Here is a 24,580-nt window from a genome sequence, read left to right as displayed (position 1 = left end):
TTAAGGCAAAACGATACCCCGCGGTGCGGCCACGACCGCGCGTCCCCTGGTCAGCGCTGTGCGACGTCCGTGGGTCGCACGGGCGACGGCAGGGCGGTCTCCCCCATCAGGAAGCGGTCGACCGAGGCCGCCGCGGCGCGCCCCTCGGCGATCGCCCACACGATCAGCGATTGGCCGCGCCCCATGTCGCCTGCGACGAACACCCCGTCGACGTTGGTCGCGTACTTCTCGTCCCGGTCCACATTCCCCCGGTCGCTGAAATCCACCCCGAGGTCGGAGCACAGCCCCGACTTCTGCGCCCCCGTGAACCCCATCGCCAGCAGGACGAGATCCGCCGGGTACTCGAAGTCGGTGCCGGGCACCGCCTCGAAACGCCCGTCGACCATCTTCACCTCGGACCCCTTGAGCGCGGTCACATGGCCGCCCTCACCGAGGAACTCGGCGGTCGAGACACTGTAGATCCGCTCGCCGTTCTCCTCGTGCGCCGACGCCGTCCGGAACATCAGCGGGTAGACGGGCCAGGGGGTCGAGGCGGCACGGGTCGCGGGAGGCCTGGGCATGATCTCGAAGCTCTTGACCGACTTCGCGCCCTGGCGGGTGGCTGTTCCGAGGCAGTCGGCGCCGGTGTCGCCACCGCCGATGATGATCACATGCTTGTCCCGCGCGTGGATCTCGGGCAGACCGTCGGAGTCCACGACCGGATCACCGACGGCGGCCTTGTTGGCCAGCGGCAGGTAGTCCATCGCCTGGTGGATCCCGTCGAGCTCCCGTCCCGGGACCGGGAGGTCCCGGCGCATGGTCGCGCCGCCGCAGAGGACGACCGCGTCGAACTCCGCGCGCAGCTGCGAGGCGGTGATGTCCTTGCCCACGTTGACGCCGGGGCGGAAGACCGTGCCCTCCGCCTCCATCTGGGCGAGGCGACGGTCGATGATCTCCTTCTCCATCTTGAACTCGGGGATCCCGTAGCGCATGAGACCACCGATGCGGTCATCGCGCTCGAAGACCGTGACCGAGTGCCCGGCGCGGGTGAGCTGCTGTGCGGCCGCCAGCCCTGCGGGCCCGGACCCTACGATCGCCACCGACTGTCCGGTACGGAAGGAGGGGATCACCGGCTCCATGTCGCCGTCTTCCCACGCCTTCTCGGCGATCTCCACCTCGACCTGCTTGATCGTCACCGGTGGCTGGTTGATCCCCAGGACGCACGAACCCTCGCACGGGGCCGGACAGAGTCGACCCGTGAACTCGGGGAAGTTGTTGGTCGCGTGCAGACGGTCCACGGCCGCGTCCCACCGTCCCCGGTGCACGAGGTCGTTCCACTCCGGGATGATGTTGCCGAGCGGGCACCCCTGGTGGCAGAACGGGATGCCGCAGCTCATGCAGCGACTGGCCTGGGTCTTCAGGTCGTCTTCCGGGAGGGTCGTCGACTCGTAGACCTCCTTCCAGTCCATGATTCGCAGGTCCACCGGGCGGCGCGCGGGGAGCTCGCGTTCGGTGTGCTTGAGAAAGCCCTTGGGGTCAGCCATTTGCGGCCTCCATGATCGCCTCGTCCACGTTGCGTCCGTCCTTCTCCGCCTGCTCGATGGCGAGCAGCACGCGCTTGTAGTCGCGCGGCATGACCTTGGCGAAGTGATTCACGTTCTGCGCCCACCCGGACAGGATCTCCCGGGCGCGGGCCGAGTCGGTCTCGGCGGCGTGCTGCTCGACGATGCGGTGCAGGAACTCGACGTCCTCTGTCAGCAGCTGCTCGATCTCGACGAGTTCGTCGTTGAGGTTCGCGGGTAGCTGCCCGTCCGGGTCGTAGAAGTACGCGACACCGCCCGACATCCCGGCCGCCACGTTGCGACCGGTCGACCCGAGCACCACCACCTGACCGCCCGTCATGTACTCGCAGGCGTGGTCACCCACGCCCTCGACCACCGCGGTGACACCCGAGTTCCGGACGCAGAAGCGCTCGCCCACGATCCCCCGCAGGAAGATCTCGCCTCTGGTCGCCCCGTAGCAGATCACGTTTCCGGCGATGATGTTGTTCTCCGCCACGAAGTCCGGGGCCGCGTCCAGGGCGGGCCGGACCACGATCCGTCCCCCGGACAACCCCTTGCCCACGTAGTCGTTGGCGTCACCGAACACCCGCTGGGTCACGCCCGCGGCGAGGAACGCCCCGAAGGAGTTGCCCGCCGAACCGGTGAAGGTCAGGTCGATCGTCCCCTCGGGCAGGCCGGCCGCACCGTACGCCTTGGAGATCTCGTGACTGAGCATGGTGCCGACGGAGCGGTTGACGTTGCAGATCGGGTATCGACCGGTGGACGGACCGCTCGACGGGTCGGCGATCACCGACCGGAAGTCCTCGATGAGCGTGCGGTCGAGCACCCCCTCCAACTTGTGGTCCTGCTGCTTGGTGCAGCGCAGGTCCTGGTGCATGAAGGGGGAGTCCGCCTGGGCGAAGACCGGCTCGAGGTCCAGCTTCGCGGCCCGCTTGTTGTGCGCGAACGCCCGGGACTTGTCCAGGCACTCGGAGCGCCCGATCGCCTCGTCGAGGGATCGGAAACCCAGCTCGGCCAGGTACTCGCGGACCTCCTGCGCGACGAACTCCATGAAGTTCACCACGTACTCGGCCTTGCCGTTGAACCGCTCACGCAGCACCGGGTTCTGGGTGGCCACACCCACAGGGCAGGTGTCGAGGTGGCAGACGCGCATCATGACGCATCCGGCCACGACGAGCGGGGCGGTGGCGAAACCGAACTCCTCGCCACCGAGCAGCGCGGCGACGATCACGTCGCGGCCCGTCTTGAGCTGCCCGTCCACCTGCACGACGATCCGGTCGCGTAGCCCGTTGACCAACAGCGTCTGCTGGGTCTCTGCGAGCCCCAGCTCCCACGGCCCACCCGCATGCTTGAGCGAGGTCAGCGGCGAGGCGCCCGTGCCACCGTCGTGGCCGGAGATCAGCACCACGTCGGCGTGGGTCTTGGACACGCCCGTCGCGACGGTCCCCACGCCCTGCTCGGCGACGAGCTTGACGTGGATCCGCGCCTCGGGATTGGCGTTCTTCAGGTCGTAGATGAGCTGCGCCAGGTCCTCGATCGAGTAGATGTCGTGGTGCGGCGGCGGCGAGATCAACCCGACGCCCGGCGTGGACCCACGGACCTCGGCCACCCAGGGATAGACCTTGCCCGGCGGGAGCTGTCCGCCCTCGCCCGGCTTGGCACCCTGGGCCATCTTGATCTGGATATCGGTGCAGTTGGCCAGGTAGTTGCTGGTCACGCCGAACCGGCCGGAGGCGACCTGCTTGATGGCGGACCGGCGCCAGTCCCCGTTGGGGTCGGGGGTGAACCTCGCGATCGACTCGCCGCCCTCTCCCGAGTTGGACCGGGCGTGCAGGCGGTTCATCGCGATCGCGAGGGTCTCGTGCGCCTCCGCGGAGATGGAACCGTAGCTCATCGCGCCGGTGGAGAACCGCTTGACGATCTCCGACACCGGCTCGACCTCGTCGATGGGCACCGGCGAGCGGTCGCTCCTGAGCTCGAACAGGCCGCGCAGGGTGGCCAGACGCTCCGACTGATCGTCGACGAGCGCGGTGTACTCCTTGAAGATCTCGTACCGGCCGGAGCGCGTGGAGTGCTGGAGCTTGAACACCGTGTCCGGGTTGAACAGGTGGTACTCGCCCTCGCGCCGCCACTGGTACTCGCCGCCGATCTCGAGCTCGCGGTGGGCCGCCTCCTCGGGACGCGGCAGGAACGCGAAGCGGTGCCGACGGGCCACGTCCTCGGCGATCTCGTCGAGGCCGATCCCGTCGATCGGGCTGATCGAGCCGGTGAAGTACTCGTCACACAGCTCCTGCGACAGTCCGGTGATGTCGAACAGCTGGGCGCCCGTGTAGGAGGCGAGCGTGGAGATACCCATCTTGGACATCACCTTGAGCACGCCCTTGGCGGCCGCCTTGCGGTAGTTGGCGCAGGCCTCGACCGTGTCGATACCGGTGAGGTCGCCCGTCTTGACGAGCTCGTCGATCGACTCGAAGGCCATGTACGGGTTGATGGCGTTGGCGCCGTAGCCGAACAGCACCGCCATGTGGTGCACCTCGCGGGCGTCACCCGACTCCACCACCAGGCCGACTCTCGTGCGGGTCTTCTCCCGGACCAGGTGGTGGTGCACCGCGGCGGTCAACAGCAGCGACGGGATGGGGGCGTTGCGCTCGTCGGACTCGCGGTCCGAGAGCACGATGATCGCGGCCCCGTCGTCGATCGCCTCCGAGACCTCGCGGCGGATGCGCTCCAGCGCGATCCGCAGGCCCCGGCCGCCGTGCGCGACGTTGTAGAGCCCGCGCACGGTCACCGCACGCAACCCCGGGTGGGTGTCCCCCGCCGCCAGCAGTGAGGCGAGCTCGGCGTTGCCCAGGATCGGGTTGTCGAGCCTGATCTGGCGGCACGAGTCCGGACCGGGGTTGATGAGGTCGCCCTCGGGCCCGAGCGTCACCCCGTAGCTGGTGACGAGCTCCTCGCGGATGGCGTCGAGCGGCGGGTTGGTGACCTGGGCGAACCGCTGGGCGAAGTAGTCGAACAGCATGCGGGCCCGCTGCGAGAGCACCGGCAGCGGGGTGTCGGTGCCCATCGACCCGGTCGCCTCGGCCCCGACCCGGGCCATCGGGGACACCAGGATGCGCAGTTCCTCCTCGGTGTAGCCGAAGACCCGCTGCCGCAGCACCACGCGTTCGTGGCTCATGATCTCCTGGTTGACCTGGGGGAGGTCGCCGAGGCGGATCATGCCGTCGTCGAGCCACTGCTGGTACGGGTGTTCCGCGGCCAGCTGCGCCTTGATCTCCTGGTCGTCGATGATCCGCCCCGCGGCGGTGTCGACCAGGAACATGCGACCGGGGCGCAGGCGGGTCTTGGTGACGACCTTGTCCTGCGGGATGTCCAGGACGCCGACCTCCGAGGCCATGACGACGAGGCCGTCGTCGGTGACCCAGATCCGGGAGGGGCGAAGCCCGTTGCGGTCGAGGACCGCTCCGATGACGGTGCCGTCGGTGAAGGTGATCGACGCCGGACCGTCCCAGGCCTCCATTAGCGAGGCGTGGTACTCGTAGAACGCCCGCTTGGCCGGATCCATGGTCTCGTGACGCTCCCAGGCCTCGGGGACCATCATCATCACGGCGTGCGGGAGAGTGCGGCCGGCCAGCGTCAGCAACTCGAGTGCCTCGTCGAACCGCGCGGTGTCGGACCCACCCGGGGTGCAGACGGGCAGCGCTGCCGACAGGTCCTCGATGTGCTCGCTCGACATGAGCGACTCCCGGGCCCGCATCCAGTTCTCGTTGCCGCGAGCGGTGTTGATCTCTCCGTTGTGTGCGACGTAGCGGAACGGGTGCGCGAGCGGCCAGGCCGGGAAGGTGTTGGTGGAGAACCGGGAGTGCACGATTCCCAGGGCGGACTCGACGCGCTCGTCCTGAAGATCGAGGTAGAAGTCCGGGAGCTGCTTCTCCGTCAGCATTCCCTTGTAGACGAACGTGCGGGGGCTCAGGGACGGGAAGTACACGGTCTCGGAGCCCAGGTCGCCCTTGCCGGGCCCCTTGGATCCGAGTTCGTGCTCGCACCGCTTGCGGACCACGAAGCACTTGCGCTCCAGCGCGAGCTCGGTGAGCAGGGCCCCGTCGGCACCCGCGGCCTTGACGAAGATCTGGTGGATGGTGGGCTGCGCGTCGCGGGAGATCGCCCCGACCGTCGAGTCGTCCACCGGGACCTCGCGCCATCCGATGACGGTGACCCCCTGCTCCGCGGCGATCCGCTCCACCAACCGCATGGCGTCCATCGCGAGCATCCGGGACTGGGGGAGGAAACACAGGCCGGTCGCGTACGCACCGGCCTCGGGCAGCTCCAGGTTCTGCTCCGCCCGCATCACCTCGCGGAAGAACCGGTCCGGCACCTGGATCATCAGGCCCGTGCCGTCACCGGTGTTGGCCTCGGCTCCCACCGCACCCCGGTGTTCGAGGTTCACGAGCGCGGCGATCGCCTTCTCGACGATGTCCCGGGACTGGCGTCCGTACATGTCCACGACGAACGCGACACCACAGGAATCGTGTTCATATTCAGGGCGGTACAAGCCTTTGGGGCCGGGAGTCGTCATAATCTGCTCGCCTTCGTTTGTCGACGGGCGGACTCCGTGGTGGCTGGAGCACCCGCACTCAGATCACCGTGGTGCTCTGGCCCGCAAATAATATGGGGAAAAGGGGTTAGCCGCACAATTCGGTTTCGTCAATCAACGCCGACTGACGTGGGACACGGATTCCACCCTGTGAGATTTCTCTCAGGTCGCACGTGCAACCGGCGCCGAAACGGCGACCGCCCCGCTCCGAGTGGTCCACTCGGAGCGGGGCGGAACGCGCCTCGGTTCGCCGATCGCGTGTCAGGTCACCGGATGAAGGGCAGCGGAGGCAGGGTGACACCGTCCGGCAGCACCACCTCGTAGTCTCCGAGCGATCCCGTGGTGACGATCGCCGCGTTCGCGGCCACCGCGACGCCCCCCGCGGCACCCGGTTCTCCCCCGCGACCGTTGGGGGTTGTCGGCCCGGGGGCCGGCGGCGCCTCGGGAACGGCGACCGGGGCGGGCGGCGCCATGGGCATCCCGGGCAGTGGTGGCAGGACCAGCCCGAGGTCCATGACCGACTGCCCGATCATCGGGGCGGCGGCGATCGAACCACCGACGAGGACCACCGGCAGCAGGATCGGCAGTGACCCGACCGCGGAACCGACCGTCGAACCCAACGGGGCCAGGGATGCGGTCAGGGAACCGACCGGGGCGAGCGACCCCTCGACGGAACCCGGTTCCAATGAACCCGTCGGGAGAGAACCCTCCACCGAGCCTTCGTCGAGCGAGCCGGGCTCCAGCGACCCGGGTTCCAACGACCCCTCGAGGGAGCCCTCCAGCGACCCGGCCTCGGAGCCCACCGACAGCGGCGCCAGTGAGGCGGGATCGAGCGACCCCGGCTCCAGCGAGCCCTCGAGCGAACCCTCATCGGACCCCGCGGACAGCGGCGCGAGCGAGGCCGGATCGAGCGACCCCTCGCCCCCCTCCGAACCGAGCGCGAGGAGCACGGTCACCGCCACGAGCGAACCGGCCTGGACGGATCCCGGCTCGAGAGATCCCTCATCCGAACCCGCGGACAGCGGCTCCAACGAACCGGGTTCCAGCGATCCTGGCTCCAGTGAGCCAGGCTCCAGCGAACCGGGCTCCAGCGAGCCCTCGAGCGAACCCTCATCCGACCCCGCGGACAGCGGCGCGAGCGAGGCCGGATCGAGCGACCCCTCGCCCCCCTCCGAACCGAGCGCGAGGAGCACGGTCACCGCCACGAGCGAACCGGCCTGGACGGATCCCGGCTCGAGAGATCCCTCATCCGAACCCGCGGACAGCGGCTCCAACGAACCGGGTTCCAGCGATCCTGGCTCCAGTGAGCCAGGCTCCAGCGAACCAGGCTCCAGCGAGCCCTCGAGCGAACCCTCATCCGACCCCGCGGACAGCGGCGCGAGCGAGGCCGGATCGAGCGACCCCTCGCCCCCCTCCGAACCGAGCGCGAGGAGCACGGTCACCGCCACGAGCGAACCGGCCTGGACGGATCCCGGCTCGAGAGATCCCTCATCCGAACCCGCGGACAGCGGCTCCAACGAACCGGGTTCCAGCGATCCTGGCTCCAGTGAGCCAGGCTCCAGCGAACCAGGCTCCAGCGAGCCCTCGAGCGAACCCTCATCCGACCCCGCGGACAGCGGCGCGAGCGAGGCCGGATCGAGGGAGCCCGGCTCAAGGGAGCCTTCCAACGAACCCTGCCCCAGCGAGCCGGGGTCGAGGGAGCCGGGCTCGAGGGAACCCTCGAGGGACCCTTCTTCACCGGATCCCGCCGACCCGAGCAACAACTCGAGATTCAGTCCCAGTCCGAGGTCGAGCGACCCCTCCTGAGCACCTGCGACCGCCGGGGACCCGGATGCCGCGAGAAGGGCCGCGCCGGCAACGGCCGCCGCACGAATGTGTAGTGCACGTTTCGATGACATCTTCGGTCCTCTGTTCGGTCGGTGTCTCCACGCGGGATGGCTAGCACCAATCCCCCTGCCTCATACCCACATCGTGGAAACTCAGGATAGTGTTACCTTCATCACAGTTCCACCGGTGCGGGCGCGGCATTCTCCTCGCAGTCGTCGGCCAGGCACCCGGCACCGCCTAGGCTCGGCGCGTGACCACCCCGCCCGACACCCCGTCGCCCCGGATTCGACCGCTGCGCCGGATGGCGGACGGGACCGTCAAGCAGACGAACCCCTTCACCGGCACCGAGGTGTGGACGGTCCCGGGCCGCGGTAACCGCCCCGTCGACCATCACCCCGGCGAGGTCCGCCCGGTGGACCCGGTCGCCCCGGAGGCTCACTGCGCGTTCTGCGTGTCCCGACTTCGCGAGACCACCCCGGAGAAGTCGCGCCTGGTACGCGACGGCAGCACATGGAGGACCCTCGACCGGGTCGCCCCGGACCAACTCGACCTGACGACGCCCGAGTTCAGGCTCTTCGGGAACCTCTTCGAGATCGTCTCGCTCGAATACTGGAAAGCGGTCCACGGCTATCGGATCCCGGCCGGAGCCTCCGCGCATCAGTCCGCCTACCTCGAGACCGAGGCCGGTGTCGAACACGTCCGTTCGCTGCTCCGGACCCGGATCGCGGCAGCACAGGGGGATCCGTCCATCGTCGATGCCATGGATACCGCGGAACTGGCCGCGCGCTCGGAGAGCTTCTTCGGCGGCTGCCACGATGTCGTGGTGGCCCGCCGCCACCTCGTCGAGGGCGCCGCCACCACCGGGGGGCATGCCTCCTCGGGATCCCTCGACCCGGCCGAACACCAGCACTTCATCGCGTTCACCGTCCGCGCCATGCGGAACCTGTACCGCGACAACCCCCACGCCCGATACGTGTCGGTGTTCCAGAACTGGCTGCAGCCGGCGGGCGCGTCGTTCGCCCATCTGCACAAGCAGCTCGTGGCGATCGACGAGATCCCGGCGAAGACCGTTCGCGAGGTGGCCGCCCTGGAGAGCGAACCGGACCTCTACGACACCCTCGGGATCGGTCTCGCGGTCTCGGAGGGACTGGTGGTGGCGGCCAACGAGCACGCCGTGGCGGTGGTCGGGGTGGGGCACCGGTATCCCGCCCTCGTCGTCTACTCGCGGTCGGCGGCGAGCGATCCGTGGGAACACTCGCCGGAGGAGCTCCGCGGGGTCTCCGATCTGCTGCACGCCTGCCACGCCGCCACGGGCCCTCTGGTGCCGACAAACGAGGAGTGGCACACCCGACCTCCCGGCGTCGCCGCCCCGATGCCGTGGCGGATCGTGCTCAAGTGGCGGATCTCCACCCCGGCCGGGTTCGAGGGGGCGACCGGGATCCACGTCAACACCATCGACCCGTGGGCCCTGCGTGATCGGGTCGCGCCGCGGCTGGAGCAGTTGCGCGCGTCGGGTCTGATCGCCGACATGGCGCTCGGGGCCGAGTGCGGGGACGTGAAGGGGACGAGGCCCCTCGGGTGAGACCGAACCAGGGCGCCGTCGGCCGGGAACGGGGGCCGTCGACTAGATCGCGCGACGCGCCCGGCCCCGGGGGAGCCTGGCCGCGGTGGCCTCTCGGATGCCCGGCACGGAGGCCGGGATGACGACGGGGCCGGAGAGCGCCGGGTCGAGCAGCATCGCGGTCGGCGTCTCCTCCGAGCCCATGTTGATGCTGCGGCAGAGCTCGTAGGCGTCCTCGTCCCGCCAGATGTTCACCCAGTGCACCTCGAGGCCCTCCCGCGCGGCGCGCCGCCGCAGTGCGGAGGAGTACGGACACCCGGGGCGCCACAGGACCACCACGGCGTGCTCGGTGCAGGCGCTGCGCACCGACTGAAGGGGCTCGTGACCGGTCATCCTGAGCGGAGAGTTCCACAGTGCCACCACGGTGGTGAGGGCCAACACCAGCAGCGCCGGTGCGGCTCCGTGACCGAAACCCACGATGATCCACGCGAGCGCACACCCGACTGCCACGACGGCCACGGGGCCGAACCAGTGGCCGGGGACGATCTCGCGCCCCGCTCGTGCGAAGGGGTGTGTCACGCGCACGACCATACGCGTCCGCGTTCCGGGTTCGCCCGCGCATTGACCGAATTGTGATGCGTCCACGATCGGCTCTCCGGTCGTCGCGGGTGGCGGTAGCGTCGGTGCCATGACGGACTCACGCCCGCCGACCCGCACCCCGCAGACCCGCACCCGAAAGGTCCGCGACCTCACCGGGCCGGGTATCACCACGGCGTTCGGGATGGAGGGCACCGATCTGGGGATCACGGCCCGGACACCCTCCGGGCGCCTGCTCGCCGTGTTCGGCGACACCTTCGCGGGGGCGGGGGTGGGTGCCCCCCACGTGGGTCGGCCCCACCCCGGGATCGCGCAGTGCACTCCCACCACCGACGAGCGGCCCGGGCCGGGGAATCCGGACTGGAGATCCCCCGTCGGCCTGTTCGCGGACGACATCGATGCGTCCGGTGGCCTGGTGTGGACGGGTGCGGCCGGCCCCGGCCCACCGGACTACGCGGGTCAGCTCGTCGACTACGTCCACGGGCGCGGCTGCTCCACTGTCCTGCCCGGTGATGTCCTCACCCTCGGTGACACCATGTATCTCCAGGTGATGGTCAACGAGGGTCTCGGGACGGTCACGCGGACCGAGATCCACCGCTCCGTCGACGACGGCGACACCTGGGAGCCGACCGGCGTCACGTTCTCCCCCCTGCTCGAGGGCGGGCACCGTCAGCTGTGGACCTGGGAGTCGGGCGGGGACGGATTCGTCTACGTGCTGTCGACCGGTTTCCAGCGGGACAAGGGGGTCATCCTGATGCGGGTCCGCGAGGAGGACCTGGCCGACCCCGGCGTCAACGGATGGCAGTCGTGGGGTTTCCGAGACGGGGCATGGGCCTGGGGCAACCCCACCACCATCGTGCTGCCGGGCCGTATCGGCGAGATGTACCTGCGGCGGTGCGAGGACTTCTGGACCCTGACCTACTTCGACGCGGAGCACTACCGGATCGACTGCCTCACTTTCGCGCACATCGGAGTGGACCTCCTGGACCGCTCGGTGACCGCCCACACGACGCTCCTGCACGGGTGTGCCTGGGGCGACGAATCCGACGGATCTGATCCGACCGCCGGCCCGGCGCGGGTCGCCCAGCTCTACTGCGGTTGCCCCGTCCCCGGGTCCACTCCGGAGGAGTGGCACCTCGTGGTGAGCCAGTGGAACACCCACGACTCGGCCGCGGGCCCCGCCGGTTGGCCGTACCGATCGATGCAGTTCGTGGGCTCCATCCCCCGACCGCCGGGGGCGTCCGGGCCGGGGTGACCCGCCGCCGGCGGGTGCGACCAGCCCGCTAGGCCCAGGGCAGGGGGCCCAGGTTCCGCGCCGCCCACTCCCGTACGGCCTCGAGGGAGCGGACATCGAGGTCGGTGGTGTCCACCTCGATCGCGTCGGGCCAGGGCGCCCGGTCCGCGAGTTGTCGCGCGAGCACCGACACGGTCGCCTCCGACGGATCGGACCCGATGCGTCGCCGCTGCTCGATCCGCCGGACCAGTTCCTCGTGCGGAGCCGTGCAGGCGACCTCCACGAGCTCGGCGCGTGCATCGGCGGCGACGGTCTCCGCCTCCGCGCGGCGACGAGGGTTCAGCCAGGTCGCGTCGAGGACGACGCTGCGCCCCAACGCGAGCAGCTGCCCGGCCCGATCGAGCATCCGGCCGTAGACTGCGGCGACCGCCGCCGCCGAGTACCGCCGGTCGGCCGGGCCGGCGGCGCGCAGGTCATCCGACCGCAGGACCTCGGCCTTCAACGCCGCCGCCAGTGGCACGGCCAGCGTGGACTTGCCCGACCCGGACACCCCTCCCACGAGGACCAACCTGACGCGGCCGCGCAAGAGGGCGTCTACTCCCTGATCCGCCAGTTCCAGGGCGTGCCGAGCATGCGCACCTCCGCTCCCGGTCTGGTCGGCGCGGATGGCGGTGACCTTGGACCGCACGACCGCGCGGTACCCGATGTAGTGATGGACGAGGGAGGGCGGGGCGTCATCACCGGAGAAGTCCCGGTACGCCCGGAGGAAGGCCTCCGCGAGGTCCCGTGCCCCCGCCCTGTCGAGGTCCATGGCCAGGAACCCGGCGTCGAGCATGGCGTCCCCGAACCTGAGCCGGTCGTCGAACTCGAGACAGTCGATCACACGCGGCCCGTCGTCCTCGAGGTAGATGTCGGCCGCGAGCAGGTCCCCGTGGCCGTCGACCACCCGGCCTGCGTCCACGCGTGCCCGTAGGAGCCGGCGCCGTCCGCGCAGGTACTCCCCCGCGAGCCACTCGAGGTCGTCGACGATCTCCGGTGCGTCCTCGCCCACGCTCAGACGGCGCAGGTGTGCGATCGACTCCCCCCACAGACCGGCCACGGCGTCCGCCGTGCCCATGGCCTCGATCTGCCCGGAGCGGGGGCTCGCGGCGTGCAGACGGGCGAGTTGCCGGCCCACCTCCCGCACGCCCACCACGAGATCCGGATCGCCGGCCCGTCCGATGCCCGAGACCCGTGACCGCACCAGCGACTCCAGGCTCCGGTCGGCGGGGAGACGACGCATCCTGACCACGTGGTCGATCACCTCGCCCTCGGGATCGCGGACCTCGAGCACGCCGTCGTAGACGTCCGGCGCCATGCGACTGTTGAGCTCGACCTCCCGCCGACTCTGCTCGGCGCGGGCCCGGACCGTGGTGTTGTCGAGGAAACCGAGGTCGATCGGTTTGCGCACTTTGTGAGCCTGGTCACCATAGAGCACGATGAGAGCACTGTGCGTCTCCACGACGCCAGGCGGCGCTCCCGATGTCGGGTCCGAATGCGCAGGCGTGGCCATAACGCCAGCCTAGGCAGGTGCGACGCGGCCCGCCGCCGAGTCGGGGATACGGGTGACCACGACCCCTCGCGACCGATGACCGAAGTGTTACCTCAAGGAACACTCAGCATTTGACCCCCTGACAGGGCCGGAGTCCGCTTGTAGGGTCACCGACGCATCTCGCTCTGGTCGAGGTGTCCGCGATGAGAGCCATCGGGGTCAATGAAGATGGGAGCTGTTCATTACATGACGAACACCCACCGGAAGACCACCAACCGCACCACCGCCAAGATCGCCGCCGTCGGCGCGTTCGGACTGGGTGCCGCCATCGCGTTCCCCGGCCTCGCGGCCGCGCAGGAGGCACCGTCCGGGAGCCTCGAGGGACTCGCGGGCGACACCGGCAGCCTCACGGAGATCGCGGGTGAGGACGGCAGCCTCGGCGACCTCGGACTCGGCACCGACCTCGCCGTGGACCTGGGAAGCCTCGCCTTCAACCTGAACCTCGATGCCGAGGCTTCCAACCCGGGCTCGGTCGAGCTCGGCAGCCTCGGCGTCTCGCCCAACACCGGCAGCGCCCTGATCGACGGCGGCGCCGCCGATGCGGGCACGGGCTCGCTGGACACCGGTTCGCTGACCGGCTCCGCTGACGAGGGCACCGACACGGACACCGGCTCGCTCACCGGCTCCGCCGACGAGGGCACCGACACGGACACCGGCTCGCTCACCGGCTCCGCCGACGAGGGCACCGACACGGACACCGGCTCGCTCACCGGCTCCGCCGACGAGGGCACCGACACGGACACCGGCTCGCTCACCGGCGAGCTCGCCGGGCTGAGCTCCGGCGCCGAGGCCGGTGCGGACCTCGGCGTCGACGCCGGGCTGTTCGCCGGCTCGCTGGGCTGACACCGCCGCATCCGGTCACCCCGGATGCACCCCCACGGCCCGGGGTCGTGACTCCCACCGGGGGTCACGACCCCGGGCCGTCGTGTGTCCGCTGACACGATGGGGAATGATGCAGTGGTGACGATCGTCGTGGCATGCGGGGCCTTCAAGGGCTCTCTCACCGCTATCGAGGCATGCCACCACGCTGCCGCGGGTGCACGCCGCGCCCACCCGGAGACCGACGTCGTGGTGAGGCCGGTCGCCGACGGGGGCGGTGGCAGCCTCGAGGTGATGGTGGCCGGCGGCGCCCGGGAAGTACGCGTGACCGCGTCCGGCCCCACCGGCGAGGCCGTCGAGACCTCCTTCGCCGCGATCGACCCGGACACCGCCTTCGTGGAGATGGCCGACGCCTGTGGGCTACTCCGCCTACCCGGGGGCCGGATGCGGCCCCTCGAATCGTCGAGCCGCGGCGTGGGCGAGGTGCTGCTGGCCGCGCTCGGCTCGGGTCGCGGCAACATCCACCTCGGCATCGGGGGCAGCGCCTCCACGGACGGTGGCACGGGAATGCTCTCGGCGTTGGGCGCCCGCTTCCTCGACTCCTCGGGCGCCGAACTCCCCGACGGTGGGGGCGCTCTGGTCGACCTGGACCGCGTGGACCTGGACGGCCTCGACCCCGCGGTCCGCGCCTCACGCATCCTGGTCGCCTGCGACGTCGACAACCCCCTGCTCGGGCCGCTGGGCGCGGCCCGCGTCTACGGTCCGCAGAAGGGTGCCTCCGCCGGTCAGATCGAGGAACTCGAGGCGGGGCTGGCCCGTCTGGTCGAGGTACTGCGCGACCAGGGACTCGCTGTGGACCCGGACGCGCCGGGCTCCGGGGCGGCCGGGGGCGTGGGCTTCGCTGCCCGCGAGCTCCTCGAGGCGTCCCTGGACCCGGGGTTCGAGGTCCTCGGGACCCTGACCGGACTCGAAGACGTGGTCTCCGCCGCCGACCTGGTGGTGACCGGCGAGGGCCGGCTCGACGACCAGACGATGCACGGCAAGACCCCGATGGGCGTGGCGGCACTGTGTCGCTCACACGCCGTACCCGTGGTGGCCGTGTGTGGCCGGCTGGACCTGGGTGCCGACCGGGTAGCGGAGGCCGGGTTCGCGGCCGCGGCCGCCCTCACCGAACGGGAGCCGGACCTCGCCAGGTCGATGGCCAATGCGGGCCCCCTGTTGGAGGACGTTGCCGCCGAGGTCGTCTCGCGCATCCTGCCCTGACGCGCGCGTCCGGCCCGGGGGCGGTGTTCACCCGGACCCGCCCGTGACCGACACGCTCGCCACGACGCGGTCGTCGACCAGCATCCACATCTCCACCCGGTGTGCGGACCGTCTCCGCCGGATCATCATGGACGAGCCCGGCACCACCGGGTGGGAGTACTCGATCACGACGCGGTGGCGGTGCCGGAGCAGGTCCTGGTGTCCCAGCAGTTCGTCCTCGACGGCGTCGAGGTAGGCGGCGTTGTTGAGGTGCTGGAGAATGTCGAAGTCCGTGCTGCGGAGGATGTGGGGCCGGTCTTCCGGTAGATCCCGTGTCGCGGAGCCGGTGGGCAGCGGCGCGTTCATGGCGGCCCATCGGAGTCGGTGGATCCCTGTGGCGGCCGAGAGGGAGGCGAGCCCCTCGTCGCTGATCCGGGCGGGCACCCCGTCGGCGCTGACGTTGATCCAGAACGCCTCGGTCTCCACCAGCCCGTCGGGCCGGGGCCCGGGGTCGTCGGGGCCGGCCCGGTGTTCCGCTGTCAGACGCACCCGCATGTTCGCCCACCGTGTGGAGAGTCCCGAGCACCAGCGCTCGAGGTGAACGGTGGCCGGCCAGGTGATCGGTTCGATCACGTCGATGACGGTCCGCCGCACGATCCAGTACGGGTCGGTCCGCACGTGACCGGTGAACTCGAGATCGTCGCCCGCCGCGTCCTGGAGGTACCGGGCGATGCTGTCCAGCCGCACCCTGCGCCGGGGATCGACCTCGCCCGTCCGAACCGTGCGGGAGGTGGAGAACCCTGCCCCGTCCGGGGGCGGAGGGGGGAGCGGACGCAGGTCGCCGTCCTGTTCCGGGTGGTTCATCGGTGTGGTCCTCTCGCCCAGGATTCCGGTGTCCCCCACCGGTGCGGCTACTGTAGGCGCCCGGCCGCAGGGAGTCGGGCGCGGGCGCCGACGCGGGCACGTCGGGCGGCAGGTGGTCCATGATGGGGGCACCCACTCACCCCGGAGGTCGACATGCGCAAGTGGCTCCTCGGCGCCCCCGTCGCGATTGTGGCGGCCCTCGCGGCCTCGGACCTGCGGCAGACCAGGTACCCGATCCTGCGGACCTTCCCCGTCCTCGGTCACGCGCGGATGGCCCTGAGCTCGATCGGCCCGGAACTGCGCCAGTACATCGTGGCGAGCAACGACGAGGAACGGCCGTTCACCCGCGACCAACGGGACTGGATCCGGGAGTCGGCGGAGGGGCGGGCCACGACGTTCGGTTTCGGCACGGACAACGACGTCGAGTTCCTCACCGGATACCCGGTCGTCAAACCGCGCACGTTCGCCGGGGTGACGGTCTCCGCCCACGCGCACTCCGCGGAGCAACTCCAGTTGCCCACCGCCAAGGTCCTCGGCGCCGCCCGCGGCCGGGCCCGCGCGTTCCGCCCGGAGTCCCTGGTGTGGATCTCCGGGATGAGCTACGGCGCCCTGTCGGCCCCGGCTGTCGAGGCCCTCAACCGCGGTGCCGCTCTCGCGGGGGCACTGCAGAACACCGGTGAGGGTGGGCTGAGTCCCTACCACCAGAAGGGCGGGGACCTGGTGTTCCAGATCGGTACCGCCTACTTCGGGGTCCGCGACGCGGACGGCAGGCTCGACCTCGACGCGGTGGTCGCCCTCGCCGAGAAGCATCCGATCAGGGCGATCGAGATCAAGCTCAGCCAGGGTGCCAAACCCGGGCTCGGCGGTCTGCTGCCCGCCGCCAAGGTCACCGCGGAGATCGGGCGGATCCGCGGGATCCCCACCGACCGCGAGTGTGCGAGCCCCTCCCGGCACACGGCGTTCCACGACGTCGACTCGATGCTCGACCTGGTGGAGGAGATCGCCGAACGCACCGGCCTGCCGGTGGGGATCAAGTCCGCGGTCGGCGAGCTGCGCTTCTGGGAGCAGCTGGCCTCCGCGATGGTCTCCCGGGAGCGCGGCGTCGACTTCATCACCATCGACGGCGGCGAGGGCGGCACCGGTGCCGCCCCCCTCGTCTTCACCGACGCGGTGTCACTCCCGTTCCGGCTCGGCTTCTCCCGCGTGTACCGGATCTTCGCTGAGGCCGGTCTCACCGACGACGTGGTGTTCGTGGGCTCGGGGAAGCTGGGGATCCCCGAGAACGCGGTGGTCGCGTTCGCACTCGGGGTGGACCTGATCTCCGTCGGTCGCGAGGCCATGCTCTCCATCGGCTGCATCCAGGCCCAGAAGTGCCACACCGATCGCTGCCCCACCGGAGTGGCCACGCAGAACCCGTGGCTGTCCCGCGGAGTGGACCCCACGGACAAGGCCGTGCGGTGTGCGGCCTATCTCCGGTCGTTGCGGCGCGACCTCGTCAAGGTCTCGGGCGCGGTCGGCGTGCCCCACCCCTCGCTGATCGGGCCCGAGGACGTGGAGCTGGCCAACGGCACCCGGGAGTCGACGACTCTGGCGGAGATCTACGGATACCGCCCGGGCTGGGGCCTTCCCGGCGCGGCGGACATCCGGCGCATCACCGATCTCATGTCCGCCGGCGGCGCCGCCGAGCACAGCGCCGCCTACGCTCCCCCGGGGCTCTGACCCGCCTCTGCCCGCCCGGCCCGGAGCAGTCCGAGTTCGCGGTTCAGGTTGGCGTGCGCCTGCTTCTCCCAGGCGTCGCGGCCGGCCCTGGTGAGGAAGACCGACCCGCGCTCGAGCAGCGCCTCGAGCGCGGCGATCCGCCCGGCGACGAACCGCTCACCCGGCACGTGCGCGAACTCGTGGCGGACATCCTGCGTGTAGGCGTCGTACGTCTCCGGGTCGGCCCCGAGGACCGCGAGGTCGGCGTCCGAGAGGACCGCCCCGTTGAGATCCCCGGGCTCGACCCGGTGCCCGCCCATGAGCCGCACGAGGCGCGCCACCTCGTCGACGGGCGCGGCGGGGTCGAGTGCGGACTCGGCGAACTCGGCCGACCTGGCGTTGTTCTCCGACTCCGTGGGGTCGAACACGGCGGCGTGGAACCAGGCCGCCAGTCGGACCGCGGTCCCGTCGAACGCCTCCCCGTACGCCTCCAGCGCGTCCACCGCACGCAGCACCGCACGCAGGTGCGTCTCGTTGTGGTATCTGCGCTGCGGTTCGTTCCACCGTTCGAGCAGGTCGGACCGCAGTTCGGGCGTGAGGAACCCGACCTCCGCGTCGAGGGGATCAACGGCTGCCGGACGGTCGGTATCCATGGTCGGATCCTACCGCCGCACCACGTCCCATCTGCGTGAATCCGGGACCGCGGCGGCGCATCTCAGTCCTCGAGATCCGCCCCGGTGCGCGGCGGGAACGCCGCCAACGCCTCCTGCTCGGCGGCGTCGAACGTCCGGGCGCGGGACAGGAACCGTCTCCCGGTTGGGTTCTCGAGGCTGAAACCCGACCCCCGGCCCGGGATCGCGTCCAGCACCAGCTGCGTGTGCTTCCAGGTCTCGAACTGCGACCCCGAGATCCACACGCGCACCCGGTCCCCACCGAGATCGAGCTCCCCCACCAGCACGTCGCGCTGGCCCACACGGAACTCCCCGTCGGGATAGCACATGGGTGCCGACCCGTCGCAGCACCCGCCCGACTGGTGGAACATCACCGGGCCGTGCCGGCCGACGAGCTCACGGATGAGCTCGGCGGCCGGCTCGGTGACCACGACGCGCGCCGGCAGCCCGGGCGGCGCCCCCTCCGGCGGGAGGGCCCGCGCCGCGATGGGCACGCTCCCGCCGGAGGGCAGTCCGCAGACGTCGTCCATGGACGGTCCTTCCTCCACTGGTCCGCCGCGACTCAGAAGAAGCCCTGGGGCTTACCCGAGTAGCTCACCAGCAGGCACTTGGTCTGCTGGTAGTGGTCGAGCATCATGCGGTGGTTCTCACGTCCGATGCCGGACTGCTTGTAGCCACCGAACGCCGCGTGGGCCGGGTACTGGTGGTAGGTGTTGGTCCACACCCGGCCGGCCTGGATGGTGCGACCGGCCCGGTAGGCGGTGGTGCCGTTACGCGACCACACGCCGGCGCCCAGGCCGTAGAGCGTGTCGTTGGCGATCATCATGGCGTCGTCGAAGTCGGTGAACGAGCTCAGGGACAGCACGGGACCGAAGATCTCCTCCTGGAACAGGCGCATCTTGTTGTGCCCGCGGAAGACGGTCGGCTGCACGTAGAAGCCGCCCGCGAGATCGCCCTCGAGCTCCGCCCGCCCGCCGCCGGTGAGGACGTCCGCGCCCTCCTGCTTGCCGATGTCGATGTAGGACAGGATCTTCTCCAACTGGTCGTTGGAGGCCTGCGCGCCGAGCATCGTGTCGGTGTCGAGCGGATTGCCCTGCGTGATCTGCTTGGTGCGCTCGATCGCGAGCTCGCTGAACTCGTCGAAGACCGACCTCTGCACGAGCGCGCGCGAGGGGCACGTGCACACCTCGCCCTGGTTGAGGCCGAACATCGCGAAGCCCTCGAGCGCCGCCTGACGGAAGTCGTCGTCGGCGTCCATGACGTCCTCGAAGAAGATGTTGGGGCTCTTGCCGCCCAACTCGAGGGTCACCGGGATGAGGTTCTCCGAAGCGTACTGCATGATCAGGCGTCCGGTGGTGGTCTCGCCGGTGAAGGCGACCTTGCGGATCCGGGGGTTGGAGGCCAGCGGCTTGCCTGCCTCGGTGCCGAATCCGTTGACCACGTTCACGACACCCGGCGGGAGCAGGTCGCCGATCACCGACATGAGGAACAGGATCGACGCCGGGGTCTGCTCGGCGGGCTTGAGCACCACGCAGTTGCCCGCGGCCAGCGCCGGGGCGAGCTTCCACACCGCCATGAGGACCGGGAAGTTCCAGGGGATGATCTGGCCGACCACGCCGAGAGGCTCGTGGAAGTGGTACGCCACGGTGTCTTCGTCGATCTGCGAGATCCCGCCTTCCTGGGCGCGGATGCAGCCGGCGAAGTAGCGGAAGTGATCGATCGCCAACGGGATGTCGGCGGCCAGGCACTCGCGGATCGGCTTGCCGTTGTCCCACGACTCGGCCAGGGCGAGGGCCTGGAGGTTCTCCTCCATCCGGTCGGCGATCCGGAGCAGGACCAGCGACCGCTCGGCCGCGGAGGTGGCGTTCCACCCGGGGGCGGCCGCCCACGCGGAGTCGAGGGCGGCCTCGATGTCCTCGGACGTCCCGCGGCCGACCTCGCAGAAGACCTGCCCGGTGATCGGGGTGACGTTCTCGAAGTACTCACCCTTGACGGGTGCCACCCACTCGCCGCCGATGTAGTGCTCATAACGGCTCTGGTAGGACATCACCGAACCATCGGCGCCGGGCTGTGCGAAAACGGGCATCGTGCCCCTCCTTACTCCTCCGCGCGACCCCCGTGGTCGACGCTGTGATGTAGGACACTATGCGCGGCGGGGTTGCAGCAACGTTGCACGGCGACCGGCCCGGGTCTGCACTGCCCGTCCGGGCAGGTCCGCACCCGTTCGAGCTGCCGGAATCCGCTGCTTCTCCTCGTCGAGGGCCCCCGGGAGCCCTAGCGTCGGCCCCCATGCAGACCACAGCCACACCCCCGGGGTTCCGGGAGATCTCGGCGGTCCGGGGCGGACGGGGCCGACGGTTCGGGGCGTTCACCGTGACCGCCGACGACCGTCGGGTGCGGATCGGGCACGACCTCGACGACGACGAGGTGAGCGAGGCGCTGATCCCGGCCATGTCCCGCGATCTGCTCGCCACCGGGGTCCTGCACACCGTCGACGAGTTCCACCGGGCGGTGACGGCGCTGGTGACCTGCCGGGACGCGACCTGGGAGGAGTGCTGGTCCGCCTACTACCGGTCGTCGATCTCGGCACTGGCCAGCGGCGTCTGCCCGTTCTCCCCGGTCCACGACCGGGCGGTGGCCGAGATGGTCGGCCACTCCGCGGTGGACCTCGGATGCTGCTTCGGCTTCCTGTCCCTCCGCCTCGCCCGGGAGGGCGTGAGAACCGTCGCCGTGGACCTCGACCCGGCCGTACTCGGGCTCCTCCGGTCCTGCGCGCCGGCCGACGGACCCCTGCCCTCGCCGGTCTGCCTCGACGCACGGACCAGCCCGCTGGCCGCGGGTACAGCGGATACCGTCTACCTCGTCCACGTCCTCGAGCACGTGGACGAGAACGCCGGCTGGGACATGGTCCGCGACGCACTGCGACTGGCGCGCCGACGCGTGGTGATCGCCGTGCCCTTCGAGCCCGTCGCCGTGACGCAATACGGTCATGTCCGGACCTTCGACATCCCCACGCTGGCCGCGCTCGCCGACCGGATCGGGTCGCTCTGTCACAGCTGGTCCCCCGGGGTGCGGACGCGGGTCGACGAGGACCACGGCGGATGGCTGGTGGTGGACCGATGACGTGCCGGTGCAGCTCAGAGCAGGCCCTGCCGACTGGCCACGTACACCGCCTCGGCGCGCCGTGAGACCTTGAGCTTGCGCAGGATGTTGCTGATGTGGAACTTCGCGGTGGTGGCCGAGATGAACAGCGCCTGACCGATCTCCTTGTTGGACCTTCCCTCCGCCAGCAGCGCGAGGACCTCGATCTCCCGGGCCGACAGGGCCTCGGACGCCGATTCGACCCCCCTGAGCGCGTCCACCACCATGGAGGCGGTTCGCGCGTCGAAGGCGCTCTGCCCCGCCGACACCGACCGGACGGCGGTCACCAGTTCGGTGACGTCCACGTTCTTGACCACGTATCCCCGCGCCCCCGCCCGGACCGCCCGCACGACGATCGCCTTGTCGAGGAAGGTCGTGAGCACCAGCGGGGCGACGTCGGGGAACAGGTCGCGGACCGCCGCGCAGAGACGCAGCCCGTCGAGTTCGGACCCGCTGCCCAGCTTGAGGTCGATCACCGCGACGTCCGGGCGGGTCGAGTTGATGACCCCGAGGGCCGCGTCCGCGGTCGACGCCTCACCGACCACCTCGAGGTCGGGCTCCCGCTCGAGCATCAACCGCAGGCCCTCGCGGAGCACCGCGTGGTCGTCCACCAGCACGGTGCGGATCATGGCCGCCGGGGTCATCGGACCGACCCCCGGGCCGCTGCGTCGAGGCCCCCGACACCGGGCGCCACCACGGTGATCGCCACCCCGCCCGTGTCGGCCCCCGCGATACGCAACTCCCCTCCCACCATCTCCGCCCTCTCCCTCATGTTGACCAGACCGTGGCGCTCTTCCGGGGACCCGGTCCGCACGGCCTCGAGCAGGCTCCGCAGCTCCTCCGGCCTCCCCACACCGTCGTCCTCCACGGTCAGCGCCACGGCCTCGTCACCGAAGTCGAGAGTGACCACCACGCCGTCGCCCCCCGAGTGCCGCGCGGCGTTCGAGAGCGCCTCGCCGGCGATCCGGAGGAGTTCGTGCTCGATCCCGGGGCTCGTCGGGACCTCGTCGCCGAGCACCCGGACCTCGGAGGTCATGGTCGACGGGACGTGGAGGCGGCACAGGTCCTCGATCAGCCTGCTCAGCCGGGCGTCCCCGTCGTCGATCGTGCGCAGGGCGTAGATCACGGACCGCAACTGGTCGACGGCCTGGTCGGTCAGGTGTACTGCCTTCTCGAGCAGGGGCCGCTGCCGGTCGGCGTCTCCCACCGCGTCGAGTCCCAGTTGGAGGTGCATCCCCGCGCCGAGGACGAGCTGGGACACGCTGTCGTGGAGCTCCCGGGCCATCCGGGACCGCTCCACGTCGAGGATCCGCTGGCGGTGCGCGGCATCGAGCTCGCGATGGGCGATCTCGAGCTCCGAGTTCCGCCGGGACAGCTCCACCACGTGGCCCCGGGCCTCCTCGTAGGCCTCCTCCGCCCGGGCGAGGAGCATCTCCTTGTCGCGGAACAGGACGGAGTTGTGCAGCGCGACCGCCGCCTGCGCGGCGAGGATCCGCAGGACCACCGTGTCGATGTCGTCGGCCTGCCGCCCGGGGTGTCGCCACGACGCCAGCCCCCCGATCACCCCGCCGTGCAGGATCAGCGGCACGGTGACCGCGTCGGGTCCGCCGGCCTCCGCGACCTCGGCGGACCGGCCGCCGCGGAGGACCGCGAGAAGGACGTTGACCACGCCTTTGGGCAACCCCTCCGGCACGGGTGCCAGGTCCCGCCCCTCGAACGCGACGAACCGTCCCTCGGGGTCCACGATGACGTGCCGTGGTTCGACGGACGGGAGCTGACCGTCCCGCAGGGCCACCAGCGCCCACTCGGCGTCGAGCTGGTCGTAGGCGACCTTGAGGACGGACAGCATCAGCTCCTCGGGCCCCTCGGCGGTCCGCACCAGCGCACCCGAGACGCGATCGAGAGCGTGCATCGAGCGGCGCAGCCTGGACTCCGCAGCGCGGTACTGGTCGAAGAAGCTCCTCTTGACCGACCGGAGGCCCAGGAGGGAGTCCAGGTCGGTCGGCCCCTCGCTCATGACGCCTCCCGGTACAGCCGATCGACGTCCTCGAGGGTGACGGGACGCGGATTGGTGGCCATGCACAGATCGCGCAGTGCGTGAGCGGCCAGCGTGGGGATGTCCTCGCCCCGGACCCCCAGGTGAGTGAGCCCCGTCGGGATCCCGACGGACTCCGCGAGGTCGCGGAAGCGGTCCGCGACCCGGTCCGTCACCTGACCGGCGCGCGACCCCACGGCGACGCCGGCGGCACGGGCCAGATCCGCCATGCGGTGCGGGGCCATCACCGTCCCGTTGTGCCGGACCACATGCGACAGCAGGACCCCGTTGATCTGGCCGTGAGACGCGTCGTACCGGCCGCCCACCGGATGACTCATCGCGTGGACCGCCCCCAGGACGGCGTTGCTGAAGGCCATCCCCGCCTCGAGCGACGCGAGCGCCATCGCCTCCAACTGCTCGTCACCGCACCTCCCACCGTTCCTCCCGCCGCGCCCGAGCCGGTCGAGCGACCGGGTGCACAGCTCGACGGAGCGGAGGGCGTGGGAGTCCGTCAACGGGCCCGCCGCGCGTGAGGAATAGGCCTCGACCCCGTGCGAGAGCACGTCGATCGCCGTGGCCGCCCGCACGTCCTCGGGAACCGTCGAGTGGGTGGCCGGGTCGATGACGGTGACGTCCGGCACCAGCGAACGGCTCACGATGGTCACCTTGGTCAGCCGGTCCGAGTCGTTGACCACGCAGAACTGGGAGACATCGGCACCGCTGCCGGCCGTCGTCGGCACGGCCACCACCGGGGGCAGTGGCAGCCGGACCCGGTCGACCCCCTCGTACTCGAGGACGTGCCCGCCGTTGGACACGACCAGCGCGACCCCCTTGGCGGCGTCGATCACCGACCCACCCCCCACCGCGACGATCACATCGCACCCCGAGGAGTGATAGGTCTGCGCACCCTCGAGGATCTGTGAGGCGCGCGGGTTCGGTCGGACGTCCGACCACACGACCGGCTCGGCACCCCGCGCCCTCAAGGCGTCCACCACGGTCCCCGGCCACGGGGTGAGTTCGAGCCACGGATCGGTGACGACGAGGGGGCGACGGGCCCCCAGCCCCATGGCGGCGGTCGCGGCCTCGGGCAGGGCACCGAAACCGAAGAGGATCTCCGGCGCGTGGAATTTGGCCACCCGGCCTTCCGCGGACATGACCTCACGATAGG

The 24,580-nt window shown here is 70.6% G+C and carries 18 protein-coding genes; 6 read left to right on the top strand and 12 right to left on the bottom strand.

The window, feature by feature from the left end; translation table 11 throughout:
• Nucleotides 1–50: 50 nt before the first annotated feature.
• The 3 genes from CT688_RS01195 to CT688_RS01185 form a co-directional block, all read right to left on the bottom strand.
• Nucleotides 51–1,523 carry a glutamate synthase subunit beta gene (locus CT688_RS01195; RefSeq protein WP_107755425.1) on the bottom strand — a complete coding sequence of 491 codons (1,473 nt, stop codon included), beginning with the start codon at nucleotides 1,521–1,523 and terminating at the stop codon, nucleotides 51–53.
• Nucleotides 1,516–6,117, bottom strand: coding sequence for a glutamate synthase large subunit (gltB, locus tag CT688_RS01190; protein WP_107755424.1), 4,602 nt, complete (start codon nucleotides 6,115–6,117; stop codon nucleotides 1,516–1,518). Before gltB ends, CT688_RS01195 begins: the two co-directional genes overlap by 8 nt.
• Nucleotides 6,118–6,398: 281 nt before the next feature.
• Nucleotides 6,399–8,030, bottom strand: coding sequence for a hypothetical protein (locus CT688_RS01185; protein ID WP_107755423.1), 1,632 nt, complete (start codon nucleotides 8,028–8,030; stop codon nucleotides 6,399–6,401).
• 179 nt (nucleotides 8,031–8,209) lie between these two features.
• On the opposite strand from CT688_RS01185, the gene CT688_RS01180 reads away from it, so the two are divergent.
• The gene (locus tag CT688_RS01180) at nucleotides 8,210–9,541 is read left to right on the top strand and encodes a DUF4921 family protein (RefSeq protein ID WP_231750447.1); all 1,332 of its coding nucleotides are present in this window, start codon (nucleotides 8,210–8,212) and stop codon (nucleotides 9,539–9,541) included.
• 42 nt (nucleotides 9,542–9,583) lie between these two features.
• Here CT688_RS01180 and CT688_RS01175 read toward each other — a convergent pair whose 3' ends face one another.
• Nucleotides 9,584–10,099 carry a hypothetical protein gene (locus CT688_RS01175; RefSeq protein ID WP_231750446.1) on the bottom strand — a complete coding sequence of 172 codons (516 nt, stop codon included), beginning with the start codon at nucleotides 10,097–10,099 and terminating at the stop codon, nucleotides 9,584–9,586.
• A 109-nt stretch (nucleotides 10,100–10,208) separates the two neighbouring features.
• On the opposite strand from CT688_RS01175, the gene CT688_RS01170 reads away from it, so the two are divergent.
• On the top strand, nucleotides 10,209–11,372 hold the full coding sequence (locus CT688_RS01170; RefSeq protein ID WP_107755420.1) for a DUF4185 domain-containing protein: 1,164 nt from the start codon (nucleotides 10,209–10,211) through the stop codon (nucleotides 11,370–11,372).
• A gap of 28 nt (nucleotides 11,373–11,400) precedes the next feature.
• Here CT688_RS01170 and CT688_RS01165 read toward each other — a convergent pair whose 3' ends face one another.
• On the bottom strand, nucleotides 11,401–12,852 hold the full coding sequence (locus CT688_RS01165) for an AAA family ATPase (protein ID WP_231750445.1): 1,452 nt from the start codon (nucleotides 12,850–12,852) through the stop codon (nucleotides 11,401–11,403).
• A gap of 276 nt (nucleotides 12,853–13,128) precedes the next feature.
• On the opposite strand from CT688_RS01165, the gene CT688_RS01160 reads away from it, so the two are divergent.
• Together CT688_RS01160 and CT688_RS01155 are read left to right on the top strand one after the other, a co-directional pair.
• Nucleotides 13,129–13,785, top strand: a complete 657-nt coding sequence (locus CT688_RS01160; protein ID WP_231750444.1) for a hypothetical protein — start codon at nucleotides 13,129–13,131, stop codon at nucleotides 13,783–13,785.
• Between the two features lie 99 nt (nucleotides 13,786–13,884).
• Complete coding sequence (locus CT688_RS01155; RefSeq protein WP_231750443.1) at nucleotides 13,885–15,024, top strand: glycerate kinase; 1,140 nt, start codon at nucleotides 13,885–13,887, stop codon at nucleotides 15,022–15,024.
• A 27-nt stretch (nucleotides 15,025–15,051) separates the two neighbouring features.
• On the opposite strand, the gene CT688_RS01150 is transcribed toward CT688_RS01155, so the two are convergent.
• Nucleotides 15,052–15,867: an acyl-[acyl-carrier-protein] thioesterase gene (locus tag CT688_RS01150; RefSeq protein WP_107755416.1), complete on the bottom strand. Its 816-nt coding sequence runs from the start codon at nucleotides 15,865–15,867 to the stop codon at nucleotides 15,052–15,054.
• A gap of 153 nt (nucleotides 15,868–16,020) precedes the next feature.
• Between CT688_RS01150 and CT688_RS01145 the strand changes: the two genes are divergently transcribed.
• A complete protein-coding gene (locus CT688_RS01145; RefSeq protein WP_107755415.1) occupies nucleotides 16,021–17,586 on the top strand; it encodes an FMN-binding glutamate synthase family protein in 1,566 nt (521 codons plus the stop codon).
• Here the strand turns inward: CT688_RS01145 and CT688_RS01140 are convergent.
• The 3 genes from CT688_RS01140 to CT688_RS01130 form a co-directional block, all read right to left on the bottom strand.
• Nucleotides 17,565–18,218 (bottom strand): hypothetical protein, encoded by a 654-nt coding sequence (locus tag CT688_RS01140; protein ID WP_107755414.1) that lies wholly within the window; start codon nucleotides 18,216–18,218, stop codon nucleotides 17,565–17,567. The two genes, CT688_RS01145 and CT688_RS01140, sit on opposite strands and share 22 nt — an antisense overlap.
• Before the next feature lie 62 nt (nucleotides 18,219–18,280).
• Nucleotides 18,281–18,766, bottom strand: a complete 486-nt coding sequence (locus CT688_RS01135; RefSeq protein ID WP_107755413.1) for a DUF779 domain-containing protein — start codon at nucleotides 18,764–18,766, stop codon at nucleotides 18,281–18,283.
• A gap of 32 nt (nucleotides 18,767–18,798) precedes the next feature.
• Entirely contained in the window at nucleotides 18,799–20,322 is a 1,524-nt protein-coding gene (locus CT688_RS01130; protein ID WP_107755412.1) for an aldehyde dehydrogenase family protein, read from the bottom strand.
• Between the two features lie 203 nt (nucleotides 20,323–20,525).
• Between CT688_RS01130 and mftM the strand changes: the two genes are divergently transcribed.
• Nucleotides 20,526–21,359 carry a mycofactocin oligosaccharide methyltransferase MftM gene (mftM, locus tag CT688_RS01125; RefSeq protein WP_159077969.1) on the top strand — a complete coding sequence of 278 codons (834 nt, stop codon included), beginning with the start codon at nucleotides 20,526–20,528 and terminating at the stop codon, nucleotides 21,357–21,359.
• 14 nt (nucleotides 21,360–21,373) lie between these two features.
• Here the strand turns inward: mftM and CT688_RS01120 are convergent, their stop codons facing one another.
• The 3 genes from CT688_RS01120 to CT688_RS01110 are packed head-to-tail and all read right to left on the bottom strand — an operon-like array spanning nucleotide 21,374 to nucleotide 24,566.
• Nucleotides 21,374–22,021 carry a response regulator transcription factor gene (locus CT688_RS01120; RefSeq protein ID WP_197431455.1) on the bottom strand — a complete coding sequence of 216 codons (648 nt, stop codon included), beginning with the start codon at nucleotides 22,019–22,021 and terminating at the stop codon, nucleotides 21,374–21,376.
• Nucleotides 22,018–23,394, bottom strand: a complete 1,377-nt coding sequence (locus tag CT688_RS01115; RefSeq protein WP_107755410.1) for an ATP-binding protein — start codon at nucleotides 23,392–23,394, stop codon at nucleotides 22,018–22,020. The genes CT688_RS01120 and CT688_RS01115 overlap by 4 nt, the downstream gene beginning before the upstream one ends.
• On the bottom strand, nucleotides 23,391–24,566 hold the full coding sequence (locus CT688_RS01110) for an iron-containing alcohol dehydrogenase (protein ID WP_231750442.1): 1,176 nt from the start codon (nucleotides 24,564–24,566) through the stop codon (nucleotides 23,391–23,393). The genes CT688_RS01115 and CT688_RS01110 overlap by 4 nt, the downstream gene beginning before the upstream one ends.
• Nucleotides 24,567–24,580 lie beyond the last annotated feature (14 nt).

The organism is Dietzia sp. JS16-p6b (assembly GCF_003052165.1).
In the GTDB taxonomy this organism is placed as follows: Bacteria; Actinomycetota; Actinomycetes; order Mycobacteriales; family Mycobacteriaceae; genus Dietzia.
This window is presented reverse-complemented; position numbering and strand designations above follow the sequence as displayed.